Below are 17,081 nucleotides of genomic sequence, written 5' to 3'. Positions count from 1 at the left end.
ACGCGACCCGTCGTACGGGGTCACGCAGAACAGTCTTGGAAACCCTCGCACGATCGGTCAACGCAAATGCACGAACGTGCAACAATGGGTGTCCCAACGACATCTCGACCACCAGATTCGGAGTCGGCAGTGAAAAAACGTGAGGCGAGTCACCGCACGGAGTCGGCCCTCCGACGCGACGCGCAGGCGCTGCGGGCCTCCCAGCTCTACTACGTCCAGCACCTGACGATGGACTCGATCGCCCGCGACCTCGGGACCTCCCGGTCGACGGTCTCGCGCCTGCTGACGTACGCGCGCGACGCCGGGATGGTGACCATCACGATCACCGAGCACGAACGGCAGGCCCCGGAGACCGCCGCCGCCATCGCCAGGACCTTCGGGGTCCGGGTGCACGTGGTGCCGACCGACGGCGGCCTGAGCGAGGCGCAGGTGCTCGACCGCGTCGCCCTCCAGGCGGCGCTGCTGGTCGGCCGGCTCGTGGATTCGGAGATGACCATCGGCGTGGCCTGGGGCTCGACGATGAGCGCCATCAGCCGGCACCTCAAGCGCAAGCCGACCCACGACTCCGTGGTCGTCCAGCTCAACGGGTCCGGCAACACCCAGTCCTCCGGGATCGGCTACTCCTCCGAAATCCTGCACCGGTTCGGCACCGCGTTCACCGCGCGCGTCGAGCAGTTCCCCGTCCCGACGTTCTTCGACCACGCCGAGACGCGGGAGATGATGTGGCAGGAACGCTCGGTGCGCCGCGTGCTGGACCTGCACGCGCACATGGGCCTGGCCGTGTTCGGCCTCGGAACGATCGGTGCCGAGGTCCCCAGCCACGTCTACCGGGGCGGGTACCTCACACCCCTCGACATCAGCGCCCTGCGCCGGCAGGACGTCGTGGGCGACATCGCCACGGTCTTCTTCCGGGCCGACGGCGACACGGCGGGCATCGAGCTCAACCGCCGGTCGACAGGACCCGCGCTGGACCTGCTGAAGACCGTGCCCCGCCGCCTGTGCGCGGTGGCCGGGCAGTCCAAGGTCCCCGCTCTGGCGGCGGCGCTGCACGCCGGCTACATCACCGACCTGGTCGTCGACGAAGGGGCGGCCCGGCACCTCGTGCGGCACCACGAACGCCATGCGGCGACGCGGTAGATTGAAGGCATGACCACCCGAAGCGCCCTCATCAGCACTCATACGGTCTACGGTGCGGCGGTCCGCTGCTGGACGTACCCGGGCCGGGCCGTCGCCGGCAGGGCCGCCCCGGTCATCGTCGCCGTCCACGGGTTCCGCGGGGACCACCACGGCCTGGCCCGCCTGATCGACGGGCTCGAGGACTACACCGTCGTCGTGCCCGACCTCCCCGGTTTCGGCGCCTCGACCGAGGTCGCCGAGTCCTCGGGCCTCCGCCACGACATCGCGGGGTACTCCGCGGTCCTCGGTGAACTCGCCGACCAGCTCGAGGTCCCCGCCGGCTCGACGCTGCTCGGACACTCGTTCGGCTCCGTCGTCGCCGCGGCCCACGCCTCCGCCCACCCGCACCGTTGGTCGCGGCTGGCTCTGATCAATCCGATCAGCGAGCCGGCGCTCGAGGGCTCCGAGGCCCTGCTCTCCCGGCTGGCGCACCTCTTCTACGTCGTCGGGGCCGCCCTTCCCGCCCGGTGCGGCGACGCGCTGCTGCGCTGGCGGCTCGTCACCGACATCATGAGCCTGACGATGACCAAATCACCGGACCCGGCGACCCGCGACTACGTCCGCCAGCAGCACCGGCTCCACTTCGGCGGCTTCACCAGCCGCCGCGCGCTGCTGGAGGCCTTCGAGGCCTCGATCAGCAGCACGGTGCGCGACTACGCCGCGTCGATCCCGATGCCCACCCTGCTGGTCGCCGGTATCGAGGACGAGCTCGGCAGCCCGGCCTCGCAGCAGCACCTGGCGCGCCTGTTCCCGGACGCCAGGCTGCGGATGATCGACGACGTCGGGCACCTCATCCACTACGAGGCCACGGGCCCCGCGGCCTCGCTGGTCTCGGATTTCGCCGCGGGCTAGAGCTGGGTGTCGCCGTCGACGCGGACGTTGACGACCGGCTCGCGGTTCGCCGAGGACACGGCCTTGGCATGGCGCAGCCGGCCCGTGACGGCCGCGCCGTCGGCGTGCCGGAAGAACAGCAGCCACCTGTGGCGGACGGCGTCGTCCTCCTCGAGGATCACGGGGCCGATCCGCCGCACGTCCTCCGGTAGATCCAGCCCGTCGACGAAGGCGTCGGCGGCCGCGGACGGACCCGTGACGACGGCGCTGCGCACCGCCGGCGGCAGCCCCAGCTCCCGGCGCTCCACCAGCTCGCGCTCGGCGAAGCCCGGCGCGTCCCAGCGCACGAACGCCCGCAGCACCTCCGACTCCCCGGCCGTCGCCACGACCGCTCCCCCGTCGTCGCGGGCCCGGCCCAGGGCCGCCGCGCCGAACCACCGGTGCAGGACCTCCTCGGCCGTGCGGAGCGAATCGCGCGCGAGCATCCGGTCGCCGTCGAGGAGCAGAACCGCCGCGTACCCGTCGGCCGCCACGGGCTCCGCCCCGGGGGTCGCGACCACCAGCACACCCTGCCCGGAGACCGACGCCCGCGGGCTGGCACCCGTCGCCGAGACGACCCGCGCCTGCGGGAAGGCGCGCCCGAGCTCCTCGGCCGTGCGGTCGGCGCCGATCGACGAGGCGCGGAGCCGCTGGAACCCGCAGCTCAGGCACGCCCAGCCGTGCGCAAAGGTGCCGCACCAGCGGCACTGGGGCCGGGCGCCCTGCCCGCTCAGCGCCAGCGGCCCGGAGCACTCGAGGCACCTCGCCGGTTCGCGGCAGCGTTCGCAGCGCAGCGCGGGGATGAACCCGGTGCGGGCGACCTGCACGAGCACGGGGCCGCGGGCGAGCCCGTCGTGCGCGGCCTGCCAGGCTGCGCGGGGAAGACGCGCGGCGTGCAGGGCCGGGTCGCGCTCGACCTCGTAGGAGTCGGACGTCGCGACGACGCGCGGGGCGCGGCGCCGCAGCACCGACCGCGGAACCTTCAGCTCCTGCGCCCAGCCCGTGAGGACGAGCCGCTGGGCCTCGGGCGAGCGCGACCAGCCGGCGATCAGCAGCCCGCAGCCTTCCAGCTCGCTGCGCAGCAGCAGGATCTCGCGCGCATGCTGGTACGGGCTGCGCGGTTCGGCGTGGGAGGAGTCGTGGTCCTCCCACAGGACCGCCAGCCCGAGGTTCTGCAGCGGCGCGAAGGCCGCCGATCGCGTCCCGACGGCGATCCGCACGTCGCCGCGGCTGACCGCCAGGAAGCTGCGGTACCTCGCGGTCGCGCCGTCGTCGGCGGTGAGCCGCGCGTAGGCGGAGGCGCCGAAGACGGTGTCGAAGAACTCGCACAGGCGGTCGACGTCCCGCTGGTCGGGGGCGACGACGACGGCGGCGCGGCCGGCGTCGACGGTCGCCGCCACCGCCGAGGCGATCGCGTGCAGCCACGAGGCGCCCGTGCCCTCGTCGGCGCGCTGCGGCGCCGGGACGTTCGGGGCCAGGGTGGCGACCGCTCGGGGCCCGCCGCCCGCGGCGAGTTCGGCGCGGAAGTCGGCGCCGCCGTCGTAGGCGTCCAGCGCGTGCGCGGTGAACCCGGGGGGCGCGGCGGGCTCCGCCCAGTCGGGGCGGCCCTCCTTCTCCACCCTGGCCATGCGCGGCGGGACTGCGGCGCGCACGACATCGGAGACGACGCCGGCGTAGCGGGCGGCGACCGCCTGGCAGAGCGCGAGCACCGGCGCACCCAGGACCCGTTCGGGCGAGACGACCTTGTGCAGCGGCTGGAGTCTCACGCCGGCGTCGGTCTCGGCACGGCGCTCGGTGATGAATCCGCTCAGCTCCTGGCCGCCGAAGCGGACGCGCACGCGCACGCCGGCGACGGCCGTCCCGTCGAGCTCGGCAGTGACCGCGTAGTCGTAGAGCTGGTCGAGGTGCGGCACCGGGGTCTCGAGGAGGACCCGGGCCACGGGCAGGTTCTCGGCCAGCTGGGGACCGCCCGGAGCGGGCCGGCTGACGTCGAATCCCTGCAGGAGGGATGGCTGCGAGGCCTCCATCCGGGAGTCCGGCCTACGCGTCGAAGTAGGCGCGCAGAGCGTCGACCCGGTTCGTGGCCTCCCACGGGAAGCCGTCCCCGTCGCGGCCGAAGTGCCCGTGGGCCGCCGTGCGCTTGTAGATCGGCCGGAGCAGGTCGAGCTCCTCGATGATGCCGAGGGGGCGCAGGTCGAAGATCTCCTGGATGGCCGCCGGCAGGCGCGCCGGATCGACGGTCTCCGTGCCGAAGGTCTCGACGTAGAGCCCCACCGGGCGGGCCTGGCCGATCGCGTAGGCGACCTGGACCTCGACGCGGCGGGCGAGGCCGGCCGCGACGATGTTCTTGGCGACCCAGCGCATGGCGTAGGCCGCGGAGCGGTCCACCTTGGACGGGTCCTTGCCGGAGAACGCGCCGCCGCCGTGGCGCGCGAACCCGCCGTAGGTGTCGACGATGATCTTCCGGCCCGTCAGCCCGGCGTCGCCGACGGGGCCGCCGACGATGAACTTGCCGGCCGGGTTGAGGATGATCTTGGTGTTGGAGGTGTCGAGGTCCAGATCCAGGCCCTCGAGGACCGGGCGGACGACGTCGGCATCGAGGATGTGCTGGAGGTCGTCGAGTTCGAGTTCCCGCGCGTGCTGGGCCGACACGACCACCGTGTCCACGGCGACGGGGCGGTCGCCGTCGTAGCCGATGGTCACCTGCGTCTTGCCGTCCGGGCGCAGCAGCGGCTGCGAGCCGGACTTGCGCACGTCGGTCAGCCGCTCGGAGAGGCGGTGCGCCAGATAGATCGGGGTCGGCATGTGGGCCGCGGTCTCGTCGGTGGCGTAGCCGAACATGAGGCCCTGGTCCCCGGCGCCCTGGGCGTCGCGGGGATCGTGCGCCGAGCCGCTGCGGACCTCGAGCGACGTGTTGACGCCGTCGGAGATCTCCGGCGACTGCTGGCCGATGGAGATGGAGACGCCGCAGCGCTCACCGTCGAAGCCGTTCGCGGAGGAGTCGTAGCCGATGTCCAGGATCGTGTCGCGGACCAGGCGCGGGATCTCGACGTACCCCTCGGTCGTGACCTCGCCGGCGACATGCACCAGGCCGGTGGTCGTCATGGTCTCGACGGCGACGCGCGAGTTGGCGTCCTGGGCCAGCATCGCGTCCAGGATCGCATCACTGATCTGATCGCAGATCTTGTCCGGGTGGCCTTCGGTCACCGATTCGGAACTAAACAGGCGGAGGGAGTTGGCTTCAGTCACCCGAGCTACTTTACCGGTTCAAAGCGCCGGCCATGACGTCGGCGATTTTCCGGGCCACGTCGTCCTTGCTGCCCGCGACGTGCTCCGGCTCCCGCGGACCGCCCGGGGCGTCGTCCCGGAAGAGCAGGGTGGCCGCGTTCTCGTCCCGCCCGAACCCCTTGTCCTCCCCGACTTCGTTGACAACCAGGACTTCGCACCCCTTCCGCGCGAGCTTCGCGCGGCCGTACTCCTCGACGCTCGAGGTCTCGTCCCCGGTCTCGGCGGCGAAGCCGACGATGAGACCGGGCAGGTCCGCCCGGTCGCGGCGCTCGGCCACCAGATCGGCGAGGATGTCGGGGTTGCGCACCAGCTCGATGGCGGGTGCGCCGCCGTCGTCGGTCTTCTTGATCTTGGAGCCGTTGTAGGCGGCGGGCCGGAAGTCGGCCACGGCCGCTGCCATCACCAGGCCGTCGGCCCCGCGCGCCGCCTCGCGGACCGCGGCCTGGAGTTCGACGGCGGTGCTCGCCTCGGTCAGCTCGACGCCCTCGGGCGCCGGCTGGGACAGGTGGGCGGCGACGAAGCGCACGCGCGCGCCGGCGTCGACCAGGGCGCGCGCGACGGCGCTGCCCTGCTTCCCGGAGGAGCGGTTGCCGAGGTACCGGACCGGGTCCAGGGGCTCGCGGGTGCCGCCGGCCGTCACGACGATGGTGCGTCCGGCCAGTGGCTTGTCCCCGCGGGCCTCCTCGACTGCCCCGGCGCCGCCGAGGACGTCCCGCGCGGCGGCGTAGATGTCCTCCGGCTCGGGCAGGCGCCCGGGACCGGAGTCCTTGCCCGTCAGGCGGCCGACGGCCGGATCGAGCACGGCGACCCCGCGGTCGCGCAGGGTCGCCACGTTGGCTCGCGTGGCCGCGTGGTCCCACATCTCGGTGTGCATGGCGGGCGCCAACAGGACCGGTGCGCGGCTCGCGAGGAGCGTGTTCGTCAGCAGGTCGTTGGCCATGCCGGCGGCCGCGCGTCCGAGAAGGTCCGCGGTGGCCGGGGCGACGACGATCAGGTCGGCCTGTTGGCCGAGGCGCACGTGGTTGACGGATTCGACGGCGTCGAAGACGGTGTCGGTCACAGGGTTCCCGCTCAGCGCCTCCCAGGTGGGCTTCCCGACGAACTCCAGCGCGTTGGACGTCGGCACGACGTCGACGTGGAACCCGTCCTCCTTAAACAGCCGCAGCAGCAAAGCGGCCTTGTAGGCGGCGATTCCACCGCAAACTCCCAGGACGATTCGCTGCTGCGACATGTGTTCTGCCCTCAGCTCGAGCCGGACTACTCGGCCGGCTTGTCGGTCGCCTCGGTGACCTGGAGCAGGCCCTCGTTGATCTCGCGCAGGGCGATCGAGAGCGGCTTCTCGTTGAGCTTGGTGTCGACCAGCGGGCCGACGTACTCGAAGAGGCCCTCGTGCAGCTGGGCGTAGTAGGCGTTGATCTGGCGCGCACGCTTGGCCGAGTTGATGACCAGAGCGTACTTGGAGTCGGTGGTCTTCAGCAGATCGTCGATCGGCGGGTGGATGACGCCCTCAAGGTTCGTGGACACGAAGCCTCCAAATTCAGTAGAAAGTCGTTCGATGGAGCCGGTTGTCAGCGCTGGTGCGGGACCAGGCCCATGAGGCCCACAAGTTCGTCCGCAGCGCGCTCGACGTCGTCGTTCACGATCGTGACGTCGAACTCCGACTCGGCAGCAAGTTCCAGTTTAGCGGTTTCCAGCCGCCTCTGCTGCTCCTCGGGCGTTTCGGTGCCGCGGCCGGTGAGCCGGCGGACGAGTTCCTCCCACGTCGGCGGCGCCAGGAACACGAATTTCGCCTCCGGCATCGACGCCTTGACCTGGCGCGCCCCCTGCAGATCGATCTCGAGGAGCACGTGCTTTCCGGCCTCCGCGGCCTCCTCGACCTTGCTCCGGATGGTCCCGTAGCAGTTGCGCCCGTGGACGACGGCCCACTCCAGCATCTGCCCGGTGTCGGCCAGGCGCTGGAACTCGTCGCGGTCGGTGAAGTAGTAGTGCACCCCGTCCTGCTCGCCGGGTCGAGGCTCGCGCGTCGTCGCCGAGACGGAGAGCCAGACATCCGGATAGTTGTCGCGGATATAGGTGGAGACGGTCCCCTTGCCGACGGCGGTGGGGCCGGCCAGGACAGTCACCTGCGGCTGGCGTGTGGCGGACATAGTGCCTTTCGTGGAGGTCAGTCGGCGAAGTGGTCGATCAGCGCCGCCTGCTGTTTGCGCCCGAGGCCCCGAACACGGCGGTTCGCGGAGATCCCGAGGCGATCCATCAGCGCGGCGGCACGGACCTGCCCGACGCCGGGAACGGATTCGAGGAGGTCGGCGACGCGCAGCCGCCCGACGGCCTCGTCCGAGGCGCCGAGTTCCAGCACATCGCCGATGGAGATGCTACCCGTTCGGAAGGATTCCTTGATCTCGGCACGGCGTGTTCGCGACCGCAGGGCCTTGGCCCTCGCGTTCGCTCGATCTTCGTCTGATAGCGATTTCAGGACCATGTCGCTCTACCCCTTGGTTGACTAGGCCGTCTTACAAACAAGACTCTGTGGCTTTGAACCTAGCGAACCCCGGAGTCAGGCGCAATGGTTAGCTGCGAGGTTTTTGCTCAAGATTGGATGCGGGCACGGGGTGGTGAACCTCACCCCGCACCCGTCATCACCAGGGCTCATGCGAGCTCGTCGCGGGCCCTCTCGGCCGCGGATCGCAGCCGGGACGCGTCGGGACCGGCCGCGAGGATCCCCCGGCTGCTGGTCGCCAGCACCTGGCCCCATGCACCGCCGAACGTGCGGCGCATGTCGGCCGGCGTCGCCCCCTGCGCCCCGTACCCCGGGGCCAGCACGGGCGCCCGCGTCGCGGCGAGGTCGATGCCCAGTTCCTCGAGCGCGGGCCCGACGGTCGCGCCGATGACGAGCCCGACCGGCCCGAGTCCCCGGTCGCCCCCGGCGGGCACGACGCCGTCGGGGGCGTTGTCGGCCCTCGTCGCCTCGATGATCCGCCTGGCGACCGACGCGTCTCCGCCGACGTGCTGGACGCTGGCGCCCTCGGGGTTCGAGGTCAGCCCGAGCACGAAGACGCCGCGCCCGGTCTCCTTCGCCAGGTCGATCGCCGGCCGCAGGGACTCGTAGCCGAGGTACGGGCTGAGGGTCACCGAGTCGGCCGCCAGGGGCGAGCCCTCCCCCAGCCAGGCGTCGGCGTAGGCGGCCATCGTGGAGCCGATGTCGCCGCGCTTGGCGTCGGCGATCGTCAGGACGCCGAGCTCCCGGGCCCCCGCGAGCAGCTCCTCGAGCACGGCGAGCCCCCGCGAGCCGTGGCGCTCGAACAGCGCCACCTGCGGCTTGAGGGCCGCGGCGACCGGGGACAGCGCCTCGAGCGCGGTGTGCGCGAACCGGGCCAGCCCGGCGACGTCGTCGTCCAGCCCCCACTCCGCCAGCAGCGACGGGTGGGGGTCGATGCCGGCGCACAGCGGTCCCCGGGCCGCCATGGCGGCCGCGAGCCGCTGCCCGAACGGGGCGCGGGCCGCGGCCGGTTGCGATCCGGCGTCAGGCATCGGATGCCTCCGCGGCGCGCAGGCCGGCCGAGATCGTGCGGGCGTGCTCCTGCAGGCTCGTGACGTTCCACTGGAAGTGGCGCATCGCCGTGATGGCCTGGATCGCCGCCCCGAGCTCCGCGACGGTGGTGATCACGGGCGTGCCGACGCTGGTCGCGGCAGCACGGATCTCGTACCCGTCGCCGCGCGCCTCGCCGCCCGACGGCGTGTTCAGGATGAGGTCGATCTTCCCGTCCGTGACGAGGTCGACGATGTTCTCCTCGCCCTCGGCGACCCCCTCCCGGACCTTGCGGACCACGGTGGCCTCGATCCCGTTCCGGCGCAGGACGTCGGCGGTGCCGCCGGTGGAGACGATCTCGAAGCCCAGGTCTGCGAGGTGCTTGATCGGGATCACGATCGAGCGCTTGTCGCGGTTGGCCACGGAGACGAAGACGCTGCCGGAGGTCGGCAGCGGGTTGTTCGCCGCTGCCTGGCTCTTGGCGAAGGCCGTGTCGAAGTGCTTGTCGATGCCCATGACCTCGCCGGTCGAGCGCATCTCGGGGCCCAGGAGGGAATCCACGACGGTGCCCTCCGGCGTGCGGAAGCGCGCGAACGGCAGGACGGCCTCCTTCACGGAGATGGGGGCCGACTCGGGAAGCGTCGACCCGTCGCCGACCCGGTTGAGCAGACCCTGCCCGCGCAGGTCAGCGATGGTCGAGCCCGTCCCGATGAGGGCCGCCGCCTTGGCGAGCTGGACGCCCGTGGCCTTCGAGGTGAACGGCACCGTGCGGCTGGCGCGCGGGTTGGCCTCGATGACGTAGAGGACGTCCGAGGCCAGCGCGAACTGGATGTTGATCAGACCGCGCACGCCGACGCCGGAGGCGATGTGCCCGGTCGCCTCGCGGACGCGGTCGATGACGTCGGAGGCCAGGGTGATCGGCGGCAGGACGCAGGCGGAGTCGCCGGAGTGGATTCCGGCCTCCTCGATGTGCTCCATGATGCCGCCCATGTAGAGGTCGGTGCCGTCGAAGAGCGCGTCGACGTCGATCTCGATCGCGTCCTCGAGGAAGCGGTCGACCAGGACCGGGTGGTCCTCGGTGATCTCGGTGGCGTTCTCGATGTAGCGGGCCAGGTGTGGCTCGTCGTAGACGATCTCCATGCCGCGGCCGCCGAGCACGTAGGACGGGCGCACGAGCACCGGGTAGCCGATCTCGTCGGCGATCCGCTTGGCGTCCTCGAAGGAGACGGCCGTGCCGTTCTTCGGCGCGATCAGGCCGGCGGCATCGAGCACGCGCTGGAACGCGCCGCGGTGCTCGGCCAGGTCGATGGCCTCCGGCGAGGTGCCGAGGATGGGCACGCCGGCGGCCTTGAGGTCGGCGGCGAGCTTCAGCGGGGTCTGGCCGCCGAGCTGCACGTAGACGCCGAGGACGCCGCCCGTGGACTCCTCCGCGTGGATGACCTCGAGGACGTCTTCCAGCGTGAGCGGCTCGAAGTACAGGCGGTCGGCCGTGTCGTAGTCGGTGGAGACGGTCTCCGGGTTGCAGTTGACCATGACGGTCTCGTGCCCGGCCTCGCGCAGTGCCATGGTGGCGTGCACGCAGGAGTAGTCGAACTCGATTCCCTGGCCGATGCGGTTCGGGCCCGAGCCGAGGATGATGATCGACGGCTTCTCGTGCTGCCCGACCTCGTTCTCCTCGTCGTAGGACGAGTAGTGGTACGGGGTGAAGGCCTCGAACTCGGCCGCGCAGGTGTCGACCGTCTTGTAGACGGGCCGGATGCCCAGCGCGTGGCGGACGCCCCGCACGACGGCCTCGTCGAGGTTGGCGAGCCCGCCGATCTGCGCATCGGAGAAACCGTGGCGCTTGGCCTCGCGCAGCAGCTCCGGGGTCAGGGAGTCGGCGGAGCGGATCCCGGCGGCCACCTCGTTGATCAGGACGAGCTGGTCGAGGTACCAGGGGTCGATCTTGGTGGTCGCGAAGACCTCCTCGATCGTGGCGCCGCCGAGCAGGGCCCGCTGGACGTTCGACAGCCGATCCGTGCTGCCCTTCTCGGAGGCGGCGATCAGCGCGGTCGCCTCCTCGCGGGTCGGAGCGTCGAAGGAGAGCTCGGCACCCTTCTGCTCGAGCGAGCGCAGGGCCTTCTGCAGGGCCTCGGTGAAGTTGCGGCCGATCGCCATGGCCTCGCCGACGGACTTCATGGTCGTGGTCAGGGTCTTGTCCGCCGCCGGGAACTTCTCGAACGCGAAGCGGGGGACCTTCACGACCACGTAGTCGAGCGTCGGCTCGAAACTCGCGGGCGTCTTCTTGGTGATGTCGTTCGGGATCTCGTCCAGGGTGTAGCCGACGGCCAGCTTGGTGGCGATCTTCGCGATCGCGAAGCCGGTGGCCTTCGAGGCCAGAGCGGACGAGCGGGAGACGCGCGGGTTCATCTCGATGACGACCACGCGGCCAGTCTCCGGCTCGATGGCGAACTGGATGTTGCAGCCGCCCGTGTCGACGCCGACTTCGCGGATGACGTTGATCGAGATGTCGCGCAGGTTCTGGTACTCGCGGTCGGTCAGGGTCATGGCCGGTGCGACCGTGATGGAGTCGCCCGTGTGGACGCCGACCGGGTCGAAGTTCTCGATGGAGCACACGACGACGACGTTGTCGTTCTTGTCGCGCATCATCTCCAGCTCGTACTCCTTCCAGCCGAGGATGGACTCCTCCAGGAGCACCTCGGTGGTCGGCGAGTACTGCAGGCCGGCACCGGCGATCCGGCGCAGGTCTTCGGCGTTGTACGCCATGCCGGAGCCGAGCCCGCCCATGGTGAACGAGGGACGGACCACCATCGGGTAGCCGAGCTGGTCGACGGCGGCGAACGCCTCCTCCATGGAGTGGACGATCACGGACCGGGCCGATTCCGCGCCGGAGCGCTCGACGACGCCCTTGAACTTCTCGCGGTCCTCGCCGAGTTCGATGGCGGCGATGTTCGCGCCGATCAGCTCGACGTCGTACTCGGCCAGCACGCCGTTCTTGTCCAGGGCGATGGCCGTGTTCAGCGCGGTCTGCCCGCCGAGAGTCGGCAGGACGGCGTCGGGGCGCTCCTTGGCGATGATCTTCTCGACGACTTCGGGCGTGATGGGCTCGACGTAGGTGGCGTCGGCGAACTCGGGGTCGGTCATGATGGTCGCCGGGTTCGAGTTGACGAGGATGACGCGCAGGCCCTCCTCCTTGAGGACGCGCAGGGCCTGCGTGCCGGAGTAGTCGAATTCGGCGGCCTGGCCGATGACGATCGGGCCGGAGCCGATGACGAGGACGGACTTCAGATCTTCGCGCTTCGGCATTAGTTCTCTTCCTTGGTCGTTGCGGTCTCGGCCGCCATGACGTCGATGAAACGGTCGAACAGGTAGGCGGAGTCGTGCGGGCCCGCCGCGGCCTCGGGGTGGTACTGGACGGAGAACGCCGGCAGGTCCAGGCAGCGCAGGCCCTCCACGACGTCGTCGTTGAGCGAGTAGTGGCTGACCTCGACCCGGCCGTAGCGGCCGTTGGGGGCGGTGGCTGCGCCGTCGCGGGGCGCGTCGACGGCGAAGCCGTGGTTCTGGCTGGTGATCTCGACGCGGCCGGTGGTCTTGTCCATCACCGGCTGGTTGATCCCGCGGTGGCCGAAGCGCAGCTTGTAGGTTCCGAAGCCGAGGGCGCGGCCGAGGATCTGGTTGCCGAAGCAGATGCCGAAGAACGGTGTCTTCGCGTCGAGGACCTGCTGCAGCAGCGCGACCTGGGTCTCGGCCGTGGCCGGGTCGCCCGGGCCGTTGGACATGAAGACGCCGTCCGGATTGACCGCAGCGATGTCCTCGTAGGTCGAGGTGGCCGGCAGGACGTGGACGCGGACACCGCGCTCGGCGAACCGGAACGGGGTCATGCCCTTGATGCCGAGGTCGATGGCGGCGAGCGTGAAGCGCGCCTCGCCGTCCCAGCCGCAGTCGGCCGGTTCGACGACGTAGGCCTCCGCTGCGGTGACCTCCTCCGCCAGACGGGCGCCCTTCATGGAGGGCTGGCCCGACACCTCGGCGACCAGCTCCGCCTCGGGGCGGCGGGCGGCGTCGCCCGAGAAGATGCCGCCCTTGAGCGAGCCGGCCTCGCGCAGGTGGCGGGTGATGGCGCGGGTGTCCACGCCCTGGATGCCGACGACACCCTGCTCCTCGAGCTCGGCGTCCAGCGACTTCTCGCTGCGCCAGTTCGAGGGGCGGCGGGCGGCGTCGCGGACGATGTAGCCGGCGACCCAGATGCGCCGGGATTCGGCGTCCTCCCGGTTCACACCGGTGTTGCCGATGTGCGGCGCGGTCTGGACGACCAGCTGGCGGGCGTACGACGGGTCCGTGATCGTCTCCTGGTAGCCCGTCATCCCGGTCGCGAACACGGTCTCGCCGAGCGTGGTGCCACGCGCACCATAGGAACGGCCGCGGAAGATGCGCCCGTCCTCGAGCACCAGCAGGGCCGGCTCGGCGTGAACCGGACGCGGAGTCGCCAGCTCAGAATTCGTCTGTGCAGTCACTTGGTGTCCTTCTTCTCAACATCGTGGTTGTTCTGTGGGCCGCGGGCCTCGGCAGCGTGCGCGGCGATGATCATGTCGATGGCGGCGACGGCAGCGTCGCCGTCGTCGCCGAAACGCGGACGGAAACCCGTGTCGACGGCCAGGCCGCCGAGCCGCCACTCGGCGACGATGAGCCCGTCCCGTTCGACGAACTTGCCGGCCATCCCCGACTCCCGCCGCACGCTCGTCAGGTCGGCGACCGGGACGAACACGTCCGGGGCGCCGTCGCGGGCGTAGAGCGCGCCCTCGGGGTGCACCGTCAGCACGGCGTTCGCCTTGAAGCCGAGCGAGTGGACGGCGATCCGGTCGAGCCAGTCGCCGGCCGTCGTCGTGCTGACGTACTGCCCGTCGACGGAGACGTGCGGTTCGGAGAGCCCGGCCGGGACGGCCGCCGGCGCGGGCACGTGGCCCTGGCGCCTCAGGCGGTGGCGCCAGCCGAGCGCGACGAGGCCCACGAGCACGACGCAGACCGCCAGGGTGAGGAGGACGGCGGGGACGTATTCGCTCATGCCCACTCCCCCGCGGTCCGCGGGGTGTTCAGCTCGCCGTCGAGCACCGTGGCCGTCCCGTGGAAGAACGTGGCGCGGACCCGGCCCGGCAGCTCGAGGCCGGAGAACGGGGAGTTGCGGCCCATCGTGGCCATCGCCTCCGGGTCGACGGTCCAGCGCGCGTCGGCGTCGACGAGCGTGATGTTCGCCGGCTCGCCGACCGCCAGCGGGCGCCCCTGGTCGGCGACGAGACCGATCTCGGCCGGAGTCGTCGAGGTGACGCGCGCGAAGTCCGCCCAGGTCATCATGCCGGTCTCGATCATGGTGTGCTGGACGACCGACAGGGCCGTCTCGAGCCCGGTCATGCCCATGGCCGCCTGGGCCCACTCGCACTCCTTGGCCTCCGTGGGGTGCGGGGCGTGATCCGTGCCGATGATGTCGATCGTGCCGTCGGCGAGGGCCTCGCGCAGCGCCATGACGTCCTTCTCGCGGCGCAGCGGCGGGTTGACCTTGTAGACCGGGTTGTAGGTGCGGGCCTTCTCGTCCGTCAGCAGCAGGTGGTGCGGGGTGACCTCTGCCGTGACGTTGATGCCGCGGGACTTGGCCCAGCGGATGATGTCGACGCTGCCGGCGGTCGAGACGTGGCACACGTGGAGGCGGGAGTCGACGTGCTCGGCGAGCAGGACGTCGCGGGCGATGATCGACTCCTCGGCCACGGCCGGCCACCCGGGGAGGCCGAGGACGGCCGAGACCGTCCCCTCGTTCATCTGAGCACCCTCGGTCAGACGGGGCTCCTGCGCGTGCTGCGCGACGACGCCGTCGAACGACTTCACGTACTCGAGGGCGCGGCGCATCAGCACGGGGTCGTGCACGCAGATGCCGTCGTCGGAGAAGACGCGGACGGCGGCCCGGGACTCTGCCATGGCGCCGAGCTCGGAGAGCCGCTCGCCGGCGAGGCCGACGGTGACCGCGCCGACCGGCCGGACATCGACCCAGCCGCTGCGCCGGCCGAGGCTCCAGACCTGCTCGACGACGCCGGCGGTGTCGGCCACGGGGTTGGAGTTGGCCATCGCGTGCACGGCTGTGAAGCCGCCCAGCGCGGCGGCCCGGGTCCCGGTCTCGACGGTCTCGGCGTCCTCGCGGCCCGGCTCGCGCAGGTGCGTGTGCAGGTCGACCATGCCCGGGAGGGCGATCAGCCCGTCGGCGTCGACGACGGTGGCCTGCTGCGCCCGTTCGTCGGCCGCCGCGGCGTCGCCGACCGCGGCGATGCGCCCGTCGGCGAGCAGGAGGTCGGTCGGCTCCCCGCCCAGGAGGGAGGCTCCGCGGATGAGATGGGTTTCGGTGGCTGCGGTGCTCGTCATGATTGCTCCAAAGTTTAGTTTGCTTTGGCGGGTGGTGGGTGGTGTTACGACTGCCCTGCCGGGGCCCTGTTCGCGCCGGGTGCGGCAGATCGCGCATCCCCGTCCCGCGAGGTTGTTCGGGTGCGGGCGGCGGGCTAGTGGTCGCCGGAGAGCAGCAGGTACAGGACGGCCATGCGGACGGCGACTCCGTTGCTGACCTGCTGCAGCACGACGGCGCGCGGGGAGTCCGCGGCACCGGCGGAGATCTCCAGCCCTCGGTTCATCGGCCCCGGGTGCAGGATGATGGTGTCGTCGAGGCCGCGCGCATCCAGCATGGCCAGCCGCGCGTCGTCGAAGCCCCAGCGCCGGGAGTACTCCGCGGTGCTCGGGAAGTAGGCGGCGTTCATCCGCTCGGCCTGGACGCGGAGCATCATGACGGCGTCAGGGCCGGCGGCCAGGGCGTCGTCGAGGTCGTAGTTGATCGTGCACGGCCAGGCGTCGGCGCCGATGGGCAGCAGCGTCGGCGGCGCGACGAAGGTCACGTCGGCGCCCAGCGTCTTGAGCAGCCAGAGGTTCGACCGCGCGACCCGCGAGTGCAGGACGTCGCCGACGATGACGACGCTCATGCCGTCCAGGCCGGTACCGAGCGGGTCGACGCCCTTCACCCGGGCCCAGTGCTGGCGAAGGGTGAAGGCGTCCAGCAGGGCCTGCGTCGGGTGTTCGTGCGTCCCGTCGCCGGCATTGACGACCGCGGAGGAGATCCAGTCGGTCTCCGCCAGGCGGGCGGCGGCACCGGAGGCTCCGTGGCGGATCACGACGGCTTCCGCGCCGATGGCCTCGAGTGTCTGGGCCGTGTCCTTCAGCGACTCGCCCTTCGAGACCGAGGAGCCCTTGGCGGCGAAGTTGATGACGTCGGCGCTGAGCCGCTTGGCGGCGGCTTCGAAGGAGATGCGGGTACGGGTCGAGTCCTCGAAGAAGAGGGTGGCGACGGTGCGGCCGCGCAGGGCGGGGAGCTTCTTGATCTCCCGGGTCCCGACCGTTGCCATCTCCTCGGCGACGTCGAGGATCCGGACGGCGTCCTCGCGGCCGAGGTCGTAGGTGGAGAGCAGGTGTTTCATGCGTGGTCCTCGATGACTACCTCGTTGACGGGTTCGCCGTCGAGCGCGTCGAGTTCGGCGAGCCGGACCTTGACCTTCTCGCTCGTGGCGGTGGGCAGGTTCTTGCCCACGTGGTCCGCCCGGATCGGCAGCTCGCGGTGGCCGCGGTCGACGAGGACCGCGAGCCGGACGGTCTTCGGCCGGCCGATGTCGGCCAGCGCGTCGAGTGCGGCGCGGATCGTGCGGCCGGAGTAGAGGACGTCGTCGACGAGGACTACGACCTTGTCGTCGAGCCCCCCGCCGGGGATCCTGGTCGGCGCCGGCGTGCGCGAGGTTCCGTGGCGCAGGTCGTCGCGGTACATCGTGACGTCGAGCTGGCCGACGAGCTCGTCGACCTTCACGTCCGGGTCGGCGGCGGCGATGCGCTGGCCGAGGCGTTGCGCGAGCGGGTAGCCGCGGGTGGGGATGCCCAGGAGGACGAGGTCCTCGGTGCCCTTGTTGGCTTCGATGATCTCGTGGGCGATGCGCGTAAGGACGCGTTCGATGTCGCTGCCCGTCAGGACGGTGCGCGATGTGGTGGGCACAGGTGTGCTGCGGTCCGGTGAATCCGCTGGATTCATTGCGCCGCCTCCTTCCCCGCCTCACAGGACGGAATTTAAAGGGTGACTGCCAGGAGCCAACTTACCACGCGGTTCGCGGCCGCCCTCCGGCCGCATGCACCACCGCGACGCGAACGTGACGGA

The 17,081-nt window shown here is 71.2% G+C and carries 15 protein-coding genes; 2 read left to right on the top strand and 13 right to left on the bottom strand.

All coding sequences use genetic code 11. From position 1 onward, the window contains the following. The first annotated feature begins 129 nt into the window (after positions 1 to 129). Both IE069_RS03490 and IE069_RS03485 read left to right on the top strand, forming a co-directional pair. Positions 130 to 1,137: a sugar-binding transcriptional regulator gene (locus tag IE069_RS03490; protein WP_229790913.1), complete on the top strand. Its 1,008-nt coding sequence runs from the start codon at positions 130 to 132 to the stop codon at positions 1,135 to 1,137. 9 nt (positions 1,138 to 1,146) lie between these two features. Continuing rightward, complete coding sequence (locus IE069_RS03485; protein ID WP_189348718.1) at positions 1,147 to 2,028, top strand: alpha/beta fold hydrolase; 882 nt, start codon at positions 1,147 to 1,149, stop codon at positions 2,026 to 2,028. Here IE069_RS03485 and IE069_RS03480 read toward each other — a convergent pair. The 13 genes from IE069_RS03480 to pyrR all read right to left on the bottom strand — a co-directional run bounded on the left by IE069_RS03480 (position 2,025) and on the right by pyrR (position 16,958). Further along, on the bottom strand, positions 2,025 to 4,073 hold the full coding sequence (locus IE069_RS03480) for a primosomal protein N' (protein ID WP_189348717.1): 2,049 nt from the start codon (positions 4,071 to 4,073) through the stop codon (positions 2,025 to 2,027). The two genes, IE069_RS03485 and IE069_RS03480, sit on opposite strands and share 4 nt — an antisense overlap. Positions 4,074 to 4,086: 13 nt before the next feature. Then, complete coding sequence (gene metK, locus IE069_RS03475; protein WP_189348716.1) at positions 4,087 to 5,295, bottom strand: methionine adenosyltransferase; 1,209 nt, start codon at positions 5,293 to 5,295, stop codon at positions 4,087 to 4,089. A gap of 10 nt (positions 5,296 to 5,305) precedes the next feature. After that, positions 5,306 to 6,565, bottom strand: a complete 1,260-nt coding sequence (coaBC, locus tag IE069_RS03470; RefSeq protein ID WP_189348715.1) for a bifunctional phosphopantothenoylcysteine decarboxylase/phosphopantothenate--cysteine ligase CoaBC — start codon at positions 6,563 to 6,565, stop codon at positions 5,306 to 5,308. A gap of 26 nt (positions 6,566 to 6,591) precedes the next feature. Beyond that, on the bottom strand, positions 6,592 to 6,858 hold the full coding sequence (gene rpoZ, locus IE069_RS03465; protein WP_189348714.1) for a DNA-directed RNA polymerase subunit omega: 267 nt from the start codon (positions 6,856 to 6,858) through the stop codon (positions 6,592 to 6,594). Positions 6,859 to 6,902: 44 nt separating this feature from the next. Then, positions 6,903 to 7,481: a guanylate kinase gene (gmk, locus tag IE069_RS03460; RefSeq protein WP_189348713.1), complete on the bottom strand. Its 579-nt coding sequence runs from the start codon at positions 7,479 to 7,481 to the stop codon at positions 6,903 to 6,905. Positions 7,482 to 7,498: 17 nt separating this feature from the next. Next, on the bottom strand, positions 7,499 to 7,813 hold the full coding sequence (mihF, locus tag IE069_RS03455; protein WP_189348712.1) for an integration host factor, actinobacterial type: 315 nt from the start codon (positions 7,811 to 7,813) through the stop codon (positions 7,499 to 7,501). 167 nt (positions 7,814 to 7,980) lie between these two features. Then, the gene (gene pyrF, locus IE069_RS03450) at positions 7,981 to 8,862 is read right to left on the bottom strand and encodes an orotidine-5'-phosphate decarboxylase (RefSeq protein WP_189348711.1); all 882 of its coding nucleotides are present in this window, start codon (positions 8,860 to 8,862) and stop codon (positions 7,981 to 7,983) included. Then, positions 8,855 to 12,166 carry a carbamoyl-phosphate synthase large subunit gene (carB, locus tag IE069_RS03445; protein ID WP_189348710.1) on the bottom strand — a complete coding sequence of 1,104 codons (3,312 nt, stop codon included), beginning with the start codon at positions 12,164 to 12,166 and terminating at the stop codon, positions 8,855 to 8,857. Before carB ends, pyrF begins: the two co-directional genes overlap by 8 nt. After that, positions 12,166 to 13,374 (bottom strand): glutamine-hydrolyzing carbamoyl-phosphate synthase small subunit, encoded by a 1,209-nt coding sequence (gene carA / locus IE069_RS03440; protein ID WP_229790912.1) that lies wholly within the window; start codon positions 13,372 to 13,374, stop codon positions 12,166 to 12,168. Before carA ends, carB begins: the two co-directional genes overlap by 1 nt. Then, positions 13,371 to 13,922 carry a PH-like domain-containing protein gene (locus tag IE069_RS03435; protein ID WP_189348709.1) on the bottom strand — a complete coding sequence of 184 codons (552 nt, stop codon included), beginning with the start codon at positions 13,920 to 13,922 and terminating at the stop codon, positions 13,371 to 13,373. The genes carA and IE069_RS03435 overlap by 4 nt, the downstream gene beginning before the upstream one ends. Continuing rightward, positions 13,919 to 15,262 carry a dihydroorotase gene (locus IE069_RS03430; protein ID WP_189348708.1) on the bottom strand — a complete coding sequence of 448 codons (1,344 nt, stop codon included), beginning with the start codon at positions 15,260 to 15,262 and terminating at the stop codon, positions 13,919 to 13,921. The genes IE069_RS03435 and IE069_RS03430 overlap by 4 nt, the downstream gene beginning before the upstream one ends. 134 nt (positions 15,263 to 15,396) lie before the next feature. Continuing rightward, complete coding sequence (locus tag IE069_RS03425) at positions 15,397 to 16,359, bottom strand: aspartate carbamoyltransferase catalytic subunit (RefSeq protein ID WP_189348707.1); 963 nt, start codon at positions 16,357 to 16,359, stop codon at positions 15,397 to 15,399. Further along, positions 16,356 to 16,958, bottom strand: coding sequence for a bifunctional pyr operon transcriptional regulator/uracil phosphoribosyltransferase PyrR (gene pyrR / locus IE069_RS03420; RefSeq protein ID WP_189348706.1), 603 nt, complete (start codon positions 16,956 to 16,958; stop codon positions 16,356 to 16,358). Before pyrR ends, IE069_RS03425 begins: the two co-directional genes overlap by 4 nt. Positions 16,959 to 17,081 lie beyond the last annotated feature (123 nt).

The sequence above is a fragment of the Zhihengliuella salsuginis genome, assembly GCF_014651715.1.
GTDB lineage: Bacteria > Actinomycetota > Actinomycetes > Actinomycetales > Micrococcaceae > Zhihengliuella > Zhihengliuella salsuginis.
Note: the sequence above shows the minus strand (reverse complement) of the source record. Positions and strands in the feature narration are given on the sequence as shown.

What these genes read in the sequence shown, in the direction of transcription:
- IE069_RS03485 (WP_189348718.1), top strand. Translation starts at nt 1,147, where the DNA reads ATGACCACCCGAAGCGCCCTCATCAGCACTCATACGGTCTACGGTGCG.
- IE069_RS03480 (WP_189348717.1), bottom strand. Translation starts at nt 4,073, where the DNA reads ATGGAGGCCTCGCAGCCATCCCTCCTGCAGGGATTCGACGTCAGCCGG.
- coaBC (WP_189348715.1), bottom strand. Translation starts at nt 6,565, where the DNA reads ATGTCGCAGCAGCGAATCGTCCTGGGAGTTTGCGGTGGAATCGCCGCC.
- gmk (WP_189348713.1), bottom strand. Translation starts at nt 7,481, where the DNA reads ATGTCCGCCACACGCCAGCCGCAGGTGACTGTCCTGGCCGGCCCCACC.
- mihF (WP_189348712.1), bottom strand. Translation starts at nt 7,813, where the DNA reads ATGGTCCTGAAATCGCTATCAGACGAAGATCGAGCGAACGCGAGGGCC.
- pyrF (WP_189348711.1), bottom strand. Translation starts at nt 8,862, where the DNA reads ATGCCTGACGCCGGATCGCAACCGGCCGCGGCCCGCGCCCCGTTCGGG.
- carB (WP_189348710.1), bottom strand. Translation starts at nt 12,166, where the DNA reads ATGCCGAAGCGCGAAGATCTGAAGTCCGTCCTCGTCATCGGCTCCGGC.
- IE069_RS03435 (WP_189348709.1), bottom strand. Translation starts at nt 13,922, where the DNA reads ATGAGCGAATACGTCCCCGCCGTCCTCCTCACCCTGGCGGTCTGCGTC.
- IE069_RS03430 (WP_189348708.1), bottom strand. Translation starts at nt 15,262, where the DNA reads ATGACGAGCACCGCAGCCACCGAAACCCATCTCATCCGCGGAGCCTCC.
- IE069_RS03425 (WP_189348707.1), bottom strand. Translation starts at nt 16,359, where the DNA reads ATGAAACACCTGCTCTCCACCTACGACCTCGGCCGCGAGGACGCCGTC.
- pyrR (WP_189348706.1), bottom strand. Translation starts at nt 16,958, where the DNA reads ATGAATCCAGCGGATTCACCGGACCGCAGCACACCTGTGCCCACCACA.